The organism is Blastocatellia bacterium (assembly GCA_035573895.1).
GTDB lineage: Bacteria > Acidobacteriota > Blastocatellia > HR10 > HR10 > DATLZR01.
The window spans coordinates 1-8,130 of sequence record DATLZR010000174.1; the positions used below are offsets into that span (position 1 = coordinate 1).

Sequence of the window (8,130 nt, forward strand, 5' to 3'; positions counted from 1 at the left end):
GCGGGCATCTGTGCCCGAGCCACTGCTGAGAGCATCGGGCACAGATGGGCTGAATCGCCGATCGGATCAGCGCCGCTGTCGTTTTGCCCGTGTCTTTCTCATGGTTTTCAGGCATGGGCTGAGCGATGGGAGCCGTCCGGGAAAATCGCTCGGCACTGATCCTCCATCGTGCTTCATCTTCCGGTCCCCTGAGGAGCACCGGGATGTGACCTCACCGGCGGATGCTCCACCGCCGATGTCCTGCGAGAAAAATGCGAGTGTGGCCCCGCCGCGAGCAGATGCCACACTCGGCTTTTTATACGGAGCCGCGCCCCGGCCGGGTTACCAGGTAATATGGGCGCGAATCTGAATGTTGCGCGGTCCGACGAGCGTTCCGGCCGTCTGTCCGAAGCTCGTCGAGTCAATGCTGAGAGTCCCGCCGAGCGATCCCACGTTCAGCACGGGATGATTGAAGGCATTGGTGGCCTCGAACTGCAGGCTGAGTTTGAGCCGTTCTTTGAGCGGGATCTCCTTGAGCAGCGCCAGATCGTTGACCACCAGCGGCGTCCCGTAGAGATAGATGAACTGCCCAAACTGACCGGGCGTGGTGGGGAAGTCGAAGAACTGCGGATTGGCGCGTCCATCGGGCCCCACCAGAGCCGGATCCACATGGTAGGCGTTGCGGTTGGGACCCGGGCTGAACTGACGAATCTTCTTTTGCAGCTCGCTCAGGCTGATATTCTTGAGGATGATGCCCGAGTCGGCCAGATTGTTGAACGTGCTGCGCCCGCTGACGAGCCGGAAGACGCGCCCCGAGTTGAGGCGCGTAATCCCCGAGAGCGTCCAGCCTCCAATAATGCGGTCAACCACGCCGTTGACGCCGGAGGCGAAGCGGCGTCCGCGTCCGAAGGGCAACTCGTAGGTCCAGAAGGCCGTGAAGGTGTGGCGCAGGTCAAACGGCGAAGGGGCTTTGTTGAGGTTGCGATTGCGCAACGTCCAGTAGTCCTCCGAGTTGTCCGAATCGGGAACGCCGAAGTAATCGCCGAGCGCCTTGCTCCAGGTGTAGTTGGCATTGAGCGTGAGCCCACTGCTGAAGGAACGACGCAGCTCGATCTGAAGCCCGTGATAGGTTGACCACTGGTTGTCGTCCACCAGTCGCGTGTTGGTGACGAAGGGATTGGCGCGGAAGAGATTGATGGGATAAGGTCCCGGCGCGTTGAATCCAAGTGCCGCGCAGGGGGCAAACGCGCTGCCAACCAGGCGACAGAAGTAGATATTGTTTGTGGCCAGCGTATTGGCCAGTGCTCCCGCTGCCCCCTGGCGAAGTTGGTTGATGAATGTGCCATTGGCGAATCCCGATCCGGCGGGCAGCGCCGGTTGCGAGCCACGCGCCCCAAAAGCGGCTTCAAACAGCGGCAGCGGAACCTGCCCCGGCAACCCCTGATTGTCGAAGCGATTCCCCCGGCCCTGAGCGATGCTGATGGCGAGATTGTTCTGCGCGTTGATGAACTCCCGCAGGAAACCGCTCTCGAAGATGTTGGTCTCGGCCAGCGAGTAGGTCCGCCAGATATGCGTGGATTTGTTCCCCACATAGCGCGCTTCCAGGACGGTGCTCGGAGCGATCTCGCGCTGAATCGAAAGCGTCCAGCTCTGGACGTAGGGCGTGTGCATGAACGGTTTGAACGCAGCGATGCCGCTGACGAAGGTGAAGAGCGATTGGGACATGGGGAAGCTGAACGACGGAGGATTGACCGAGAATGGGAGACTCGTGTTGAGGACGGAATTGAGCAACAGGCCTCCGGGCGAAAATCCCGGCATGCCCGGCTGATAGACGAAACTCTGCGTCAGACCCGGGTTGTTGCCCAGGCTGAACTGGAGCATGTTCATCCCCTCGTCGTAGTAGTTGATCCCGTAGCCCCCGCGAATGACCGTCTTCCGCCCGCTGCCAAACAGCGCGCGGAGGATGCCGCGTTCTATGGAGGGATTCCAGGCGAAGCCGAAGTTCGGCGCCGGATTGACCTTGTCGGATTTGTAGGGCACGGCCCGCTGAAAGAGCTGGGGATCTTGCACGCCATCGAGCACGCCCGGTCGAAAGAGCTGGCGCGAGGGTCCCAGCAGATGCTCGAAGCCCGGATCGGTGTAAATCCCGTTGGTGTTGCGATGGGTGCCGGAAATCTCCCAGCGGAGGCCGTAATTGAGCGTCAGGCTCGGTGAGACGCGATAGGAATCCTGGAAGTACACCCCTCCGGTCGAATACGCCTGGCGGCGAATGACTGGAGCGAAGTCCCGATACTGTTTCGTCTTCTCGTCAACGTTGCGGCTCCCGCTGACGCTGCTCAGCCGTCCGGTGAGCAACGCATAGAGCGCCCACGCCGTGCTCAGATCGGAACTGCGAATGCGCGGCAGATTGGAGCCGCTCAGCACAGCCGTCACCGGATCGGCGGCCACCACGCCCAGATTGTAGGAGGGGATACCGGCGAACCCGTAGGCCGTCTCATACATGCTCGTGTAGAGATAGGACATGCCGAAGGTGAACGTATGCTTGTTGCGAACCCAGCTCACCGTATCCGAGATGCTCCAGACGGGATTGTTGCGGGGGAACGGGAGCCCGGTGGGAATGGGATGAGTGATGAGCGGCAGACCCAAGCGCGGGATGCCCTGATCGCGCCAGACAAACGGCGTGGCGTGGTTGTTGAAGTTTTCCAGATTCGACTGCACGCCAAAGGTGAAGGTGTTGAGGATGTTCGGCGTGATATTCCAATCGAGCACGTTCGAGGCGACATACGTCGTCACATTCGACTCATTGGCCCACAGCAACCGATTCTCCTTATCCGCCAATCCGGGATAGAGGGGCTCCCCGTCGAATTGTTGATGACGCAGATTCCAACTCCCATGCCAGGCCAGCGTGGGCGTGATCTGAAAGTCCAGTCGCGCCGTGGGGTAATAGGCTCCGGAGTAATCTTCCTGCCGCCACTGAAGCGTCACCTGATTCAGGTTGGTCGTGCTCGGCAGAAGAGTGCCTTTCGAGACGGTGCTATTGATGAGGTCGAGAATCCGTTGAATCGTCGGATCAATGCGACCGGGATATCCGGCCCGTTCGGCAATCTCCAGGAGGTTGACGCTATAGACCTGATTGTCGGTGCCGATGTACTTGAAGATTCCCCGCTGCGCCTCCGGCGTGAGGATCGCTTGCGAGGCGATGAATGTGGAGGGGACAGGATTGGCCTCGAAGTTGACGAAGAAGTAGAGTCGCTTCCGGGTGAACGGAAGCGGAATGTAGCCGCCGAGATTGCCGCCGAAATCGTTGTTGCGGACTTTGGACTTGGGCAGACCACGCGCGTTGTTGAAAAACGAGTTGGCGTTGAGGGCATCGTTCTCGATCTGGTGGAAGATCTTGCCGTGAAATTCGTTGGTGCCCCGTTTGGTGGTGAAGCGAATGGTCATGGCGCCTCCGGCCGCCGCATCCGCTCCCAGGCCGGTCGTCGAGATGGAGACTTCTTCGATCGCGTCGAGTCGCGTCGGAGCGAAGCCGAAGAAGCTGGTGCCGCCACTCTTCCACCGCTGGGAGTTGTTGTTCATGCCGTCAATGCTGATGTTCATCGAGGCATTGGGCAATCCGTTGAACGTGCTATCACGGGTGTTGGTGCCGGGTGTTTGGGCGCCGGCCATCAGCACGGCAAAGGGAAGGGTGTTGCGCCCGGCCAGCGGGAGCTTTTGCACGTAGTCGTTGGGCACCGTTTGACTGATCGTGTTGGAGGTCGTCTCCAGAACCGGCGTGCTGGTGGCGGTGACCTCCACCGTCTCCGACAGGGCACCCACCGTCAGATGCACATCCACATCGGTCGTCCGAGCGGTCTCGACCACCACGCGAGGGAGCACGGCGGTTTGGAATCCCGTCAAACTGGCCGTCAGCTCGTAGACGCCCGATTTGAGGTTGAGAAAGACGAATGTTCCGATGGCGTCGGAGGTCGTCGTCCGGATCTCGCCGGTCGCCAGGTCTTTGACCTGAAGTGAGACTCCCGGAACAGTGGCGCCCGTCGGATCGAAGACGCGGCCCCGAATATCTCCGGTCGTGCGCACCTGGGCCGCCACAAACAGCGGGACACCTCCCGCCGATCCTTCAGGATTGAGCCGCACGCACTCGGCCATCACCATCGGCAGAAGTAACAGGCCGGCGATCAAAGCGCGTATGTGTTTCATCGCTCTCCTCCCTATATCAAGAATGGTGTGACGCAGGCTTTCCCGCCTGTGCGGGCGATAGTGCAGATCCGTTCAGGCTGTGCGCTATTCAGGCTTCTGGGCGGAAGCCCTCGCTCCATAAAATCCTCCTCAAAAGGGCACTATGCCCCTGCGCAACCCTTCGGGTTGGGCTTGTTTGTCGGAAAGACACTAGGCCACCAACAGCCTCTCCGCCCGCGCCGGGCCGGGAGAAAAAGGATCATCGTTTCCCTCACCGCTCACCGATCCCCCTGGGACTGTCGTCGTCGAGGCGGAATATTCTTGCCATGATAGACGTCCATCGGAATGCGGTGTGTCTCGTAGACGCGACTGAGCAACTCGTAAAGCCGGGAGTCATATTCCTTGAGATCGTCCGGCGTCTGAACGCGCCGATTCCCATCGCGGTACTCGTAGTTGGACCAGAACCAGAATTGAGTTCCTTCCGCCCAATATTCGTTGGCGTTGGTCGAAGCATAGTGACCTTTCCAGAGCCCCCTGGTCATCGCCTCCCGATAGGCCGCCTGAATCTCCTCGTAGAGTTGGGGATCGGCCGTTCGGATGGCCACGCCCATAATGGCGTGGGCAAATTCATGGATGAGGATGTTCTCGCCGTAGTACCGCGTTCCCGGATAGCCGAGCAGATTTTCCTCGGCGCAGGTTGTGGGATTGCCTCCGAGCCCCCGGGCGCGGCGATCCCAGTACTCCTTGTCGGTCATACTGCCGATGCCGCCCGGCCGGTCGTAGTTGGCCCGTTCGGCCGGTGTCAGTCGCGGATCGTCGCGCGCCGGCTTCTTGCGGTTGCGATGCTCGGGAATATCGGTGGTGACTTCCGACTGGGCCATGACGCCGACGCGCATCTTCTTTTTGATCATCTCCTGTCGCAGATCGGGCCGCTTGGCTAGCATGGCGATGACGATGTCCCGCGCTACGAGCAAGGCGGCATCGGGCACTTTCTCCGAACTGAGAATGGGAATGCCCAGCGCATCGGTGTACTTTTTGTAGAACGGATCAACGTTGAGTGCAGCCGGAGGAGCCGTCACTGCCGCCCGCACGTAATCCTCAATGAACGGCTTCTCCTGGGCCGGTGCCGTTGCCACCCCGCCCAGGAGAGCCGCTGCCACAAGGAGGATTCGCCCTCTCTTTTGATAGGTCGTCTCGGCAGTTCGCCCCGTAGAACCTGAGCAGTGACTCTGCTTCTGTTCAACGGCGGTGCCTCTCATGATGCATTCCCTCTATCGCTCTGTGATAGGCGCCAGCCCGTGCACAGACAAGCGGTGCTGTGACAGCTGGCAATCCGACCACGCGACGCGACACATACCGAGACCCGACCGCGAGTCTAGCTCAATCCGAGGAGTTCCGTCTTGCACGCGGTTATGGTTGCTTGAACAGGCTTAGGGGAAGAATGTAGCGCGGACTTTCCAGTCTGCGTCTTGCGCCACATCAAAGCCTGCCCCACAAGGGGACTAATCCCGTTCAACGCGGCTTCAAATTGTTCAAGACAGACCCTCGAAATGGCCTTTACAGTGGGACCGAGGTCATGATTTTCAAGGGGAGGAGAGCCATGAAACGCGCCGCTTGTTTGTGGATCGCCGCAGCGTTCCTTCTTTTCCCGGTCACCCTGACGGCCTTCAGTCAGGTGGCTACGACCGGCCAGATCGTCGGCACCGTGCAGGACCCCTCAGGAGCCGTCATTCCCGGCGTCGAGGTGGAACTGCAGAACGAGGAGACCCGAGCCGTACATCGAGTTGTCTCTGGCGCTGATGGAGGTTTTGTCTTTTCCCCCTTGCCGCCGGGGACCTACACTCTCCGGGCGACGCTCCAGGGTTTCGAGACGGCTGTTTATTCGGGAATCATCGTCAATGCCGCTCGAACGACCAATCTGACGGTGCTGTTGAAACCGGGAGCGATCACCGACACGGTTGAAGTGGTGGGAGGAGCCCCCGTCCTGCAAACGACCACGACAACGATTTCGGACACCGTTGATCAAAAGTATCTCCAGGACCTGCCGCTGCCCGGTCGCAGTGCCTTGCCCTTCGCCCTGCTGATGGCGGGAGCGCAACAGGGCGTGACGGCCCGCGACAGCACGTTTAACGGCCTGCCGGGAGCGGCCGTCAATATCACGCTCAACGGTATCGCCAATAACGCGCAACGGTTCAAAAGCGGCGGCACGAGCTTCTTCGCTTTCGTGACGCCCCGATTGGAGACAATCCAGGAGGTCACCGTCTCGACGGCGACGCTCGGAGCCGACAGCACCGGGCAGGGTGGCATGCAGATTCAGTTCGTCACCAAGTCGGGAACCAACGCCTTTCACGGCGAGGTCTTCTGGCAGCACGAGAACTCGGCGCTCAATGCCAACAACTGGTTCAACAATGCCCGTCGCATCCGCCGACCGGTCTTCATTCGCAACGATCAAGGGGCGAGCCTCGGCGGGCCGATCATCAAAAATAAGCTGTTTTTCTTCGTCAGCCATGCGGTGGTGAAGACGCCGCAGTCGCAGGATTTCGAGGCGCGCGTGCTGACCCCCGCCGCTCAGTCCGGGATTTTCACCTACATCGGCAGCGATGGCGTTCAGCGCAGCGTGAACCTGCTGGAGATCGCCCGACAAAACGGATTTCCCGGCACGATCAATCCCATCATCGGGGCGCAGCTTCAGAAGATCCAATCGTCCACTCAGGCGGGAAGTCTCTCTCCTTTTGATCTCATCCGCAATCGCTTGCGCTGGGTCGCGCCAGCTCCCAACACGCAAGAATTCCCCACGGCCCGCATTGATTATCAAGTGACCGAGCGGCTGCGTCTGAGCGTCTCCGATACCTGGAGCCGGACGGTCAACGAACGGGGATTCCGGGGCACCGTCCTGCCGGGTCCCTTCACCCGCGAGCAAGCCTACGGACAGATCGCCAACGTCTACATCGCCACGGCGGGAGTCACCTGGACGATCCGTCCCAACATGATCAGCGAGTTCAACTTCGGCATCCAGAGCAATCAGGAGACCTTCAACATCGGATTCGACATCAACACGTTCCTTCCCCGATTGCTGGAGTTCCCCCTGGGCATCCCCAGCGGTCTGGAGCAGCGAAACGGCCTCGGATTCGGCAATACGTTCCAGCCCCGAAACAATCCCGTCTACAACCTGGTGGAGAATTTCCATTACCAGCGCGGGTCTCATGCCTTCAAGTTCGGTGGCAATTACATCCGTACCAGCATGCATCAATCCACGCTCGGTGATGCCGGCATTCCGCGCTTTTTCTTCGGCGTGGTCAGCAATGATCCCGTCAACGCCATCTTCAACACCACCACCTTACCGGCCATCACCAGCGATGCCCGCAACGATGCCCTGGCTCTCTACGCCCTGCTGACGGGCAGGATCTCCAGCGTAACGAAGATCCGGAATGTGGATGAGAAAACGCATCAATTTGCCGATTTTCAGCCGGTCGTCATCCGCGAGCGGCAAACATCGTTTGGCCTTTACTTTCTCGATTCCTGGCGCGTGACGCGGTCGTTCACTTTGAACTACGGTCTTCGCTGGGATTTCCAGGGCGACACGATCAACACCAACGACATCTACACCAGTCCGACGATTTTTGATCTCTTTGGACCGTCGGGCGTGGCTCCGGGAACGGCGACGTCGCCGAACCTTTTCGCTCCCGGCTCGCTTCTGGGGATTGCTCAGCCCAGCATCTATCAACGGTCGCGGGCCTATCGCCGCGATTACATCAATCCGGCGCCGCATCTCGGTATCGCCTGGAATCCGAGTCCTTCTTCGGGACTGCTGGCCAAACTCCTGGGGGACCGAAAGACGGTCCTCCGGGCCGGCTTCTCCATCAATTACTATTCCGAGGGGCTGCTCAACTTCACGCAGAATGCGGGCAACAATCCGGGTCTGCGCCAGACGGGCAATCTCACGCCCGATGTTGATTTCCCGGCGGGTTCGTT

Annotated in this window: 4 protein-coding genes; 2 read left to right on the plus strand and 2 right to left on the minus strand. The window is 60.0% G+C overall.

Annotated elements, in window-relative coordinates; translation table 11 throughout:
* Nucleotides 1-349 (plus strand): hypothetical protein (locus VNM72_15370; protein HXF06773.1); only part of this gene is annotated, 349 nt, incomplete at its 5' end.
* On the opposite strand, the gene VNM72_15375 is transcribed toward VNM72_15370, so the two are convergent.
* Entirely contained in the window at nt 322-4,179 is a 3,858-nt protein-coding gene (locus VNM72_15375; protein HXF06774.1) for a carboxypeptidase-like regulatory domain-containing protein, read from the minus strand. The genes VNM72_15370 and VNM72_15375 overlap by 28 nt on opposite strands.
* 257 nt (nt 4,180-4,436) lie before the next feature.
* On the minus strand, nt 4,437-5,417 hold the full coding sequence (locus VNM72_15380) for a glycoside hydrolase (protein ID HXF06775.1): 981 nt from the start codon (nt 5,415-5,417) through the stop codon (nt 4,437-4,439).
* Between the two features lie 341 nt (nt 5,418-5,758).
* Here VNM72_15380 and VNM72_15385 point away from each other — a divergent pair.
* On the plus strand, nt 5,759-8,130 hold a 2,372-nt coding region (locus VNM72_15385; GenBank protein HXF06776.1), incomplete at its 3' end, for a carboxypeptidase regulatory-like domain-containing protein.